At 34.0% G+C, this 1889-nt stretch carries 3 protein-coding genes; all 3 read left to right on the top strand.

The genetic code is table 11. The annotated features are described in order from the left end of the window. The first annotated feature begins 27 nt into the window (after window positions 1–27). From M663_RS0104285 to M663_RS0104275, 3 genes are read left to right on the top strand one after another with little or no spacing between them, the layout of a single operon-like run. Window positions 28–849 carry a Lin1244/Lin1753 domain-containing protein gene (locus tag M663_RS0104285; RefSeq protein ID WP_273702626.1) on the top strand — a complete coding sequence of 274 codons (822 nt, stop codon included), beginning with the start codon at window positions 28–30 and terminating at the stop codon, window positions 847–849. 11 nt (window positions 850–860) lie between these two features. Further along, entirely contained in the window at window positions 861–1544 is a 684-nt protein-coding gene (gene zapE / locus M663_RS0104280) for an AFG1/ZapE family ATPase (RefSeq protein WP_273702625.1), read from the top strand. Further along, window positions 1528–1818, top strand: coding sequence for a hypothetical protein (locus M663_RS0104275; protein ID WP_029688057.1), 291 nt, complete (start codon window positions 1528–1530; stop codon window positions 1816–1818). Before zapE ends, M663_RS0104275 begins: the two co-directional genes overlap by 17 nt. Window positions 1819–1889 lie beyond the last annotated feature (71 nt).

Genomic DNA, 1889 nt, shown 5'->3' with positions numbered 1-1889 from the left:
GATTATTTTATACAGGGTGGGATTCGGATGGCAAGACCAAAAAAAGAAGGATTAGAATATTTCCCGCTAGATGTAGACATAGACCAAGACGATAAAGTTTATCTAATAGAAGCAAAGTATGGAATAGTAGGTTTTGCATTATTTATAAGACTGTTAATGAAGATTTATAAAAACGGATATTACATTAAATGGGGAGATAATGAAGCATTTATACTAGCTAAACAAACTTCAGTTGATGTTAATGTAGTCAAAAACGTAGTTAATGATTGCATTAACTATGGTTTATTCAATCAAAAACTATATGATGAATACGGTATATTAACGTCAAGTGGCATTCAGAATCGGTATTTTGCGGCTTCAGCAAGGAGAAAAGAGGTCATCGCAGTAAAGGAATTTCTCCTGATAGACCCTAGTAAGTACTCAAACATAGTTATTGTAGACATAAATGGAATTAATGTAGACAAAAACGAAGTTAATGTAGACATTGTGCATGTAAAAAACCCACAAAGTAAAGTAAAGGAAAGTAAAGTAAAGTATATAAATACACATCAGTGTGTTGGTTGTGTTGAAAATGATACTTTGATAAAAATTGCGGAAATATACGAAAATTTTGGTTATGGAACAATCACTAAAGGTGTGGCGGATACACTGCTGAGTTTAGTTAATGAATTTAGCTTTGAATGGGTAAAAGAAGCTCTGCATGAAGGTATGTTGCAAAATAAGCGGTCGTTGAAATACGTACAAGCAATATTAGACCGGTGGCGAGCGGAAGGCGGTATTGACCGCAGCTTTAAAAAAGAAAAAGACAAGCAAGATGAAAGCAAAAGTGTTTATGACAATCTTTGGTAGAGGTGATATAGATGGAAGATGAAATAATGAGATTTTTAAAAGAGAGCATTGAGAGAAACGAAAGAGAAGCAAAAGAGGCACTAATGAAGAAGAAGCAAGAGAAAGTGCTGCAACTGTTAGAGAAAAGCGGATTAGGAAAGAGATTTGCAAAAAGGACATTTGAAAATTTTAGGGTAGAAAATAAAGAGCTAAAGGAGGCATTGTTGAAGTCGAAAGAATTTACAAAATATTTCCCACACGTTGAAAAAGGACTGCTATTTATGGGCCCTGTTGGTGTAGGTAAAACACATCTTGCGGCAGCAATAGCGAATGAGCTTATTAACAATTTATACTCGGTTGTTTTTGGGAATGTAACAGACTTAATAACTCTTATACGCAGTACATACAGCAAAGAAGCAGATATTACAGAAGCAGAAATTATAAAAACATTCACGGAAGATACAGACCTTTTGATTATCGACGATTTAGGCAAGGAAAATATGTCTGAATACACAGCTACAATCCTTTATCAGATTATTAATCGTCTTTATGAATATGAGAAACCTCTTATTATCACAACTAACTTCAATTCCTCAATGCTTAAAAGGAAATTTGGTGAGAAAGGCGATGCAGTAGTATCGAGAATTGCTGAAATGTGTGAATTTGTGAAAATTAGTTCGGACGATTGGAGGCTTAAAAATGAAAGGAATGATTGACAAAAAAGAAAAAGTCAAAGCGCCAAACTGCTTTATATGTATGGACACAGGAATAATAATCTATCCAGAACTTACTCAGTTTGGTTACATGGCAGATAAAGTAGCAAGGTGTACATGTCCAAAAGGTAATCAGTACATTTACGAGGGTAAAGATTGCAAACAAAAGAGTATATATCGAATACCGCTTATAACAGAAATAATGGACCCTGTAGAAATTGCAAGAAACAACTATAAAGAATGGTATGAGAGAAATAAAAACAGAGAAGGTTTTTAAGAGGCTTTAGAAGAGATTAAAAAGAGAAAGGAGTAAGAGAAGAATGGATTATTACGATGAAGAGTTTCACT

It is taken from the genome of Thermoanaerobacter sp. A7A (assembly GCF_000445185.1).
In the GTDB taxonomy this organism is placed as follows: domain Bacteria; phylum Bacillota; class Thermoanaerobacteria; order Thermoanaerobacterales; family Thermoanaerobacteraceae; genus Thermoanaerobacter.
Note: the sequence above shows the minus strand (reverse complement) of the source record. Positions and strands in the feature narration are given on the sequence as shown.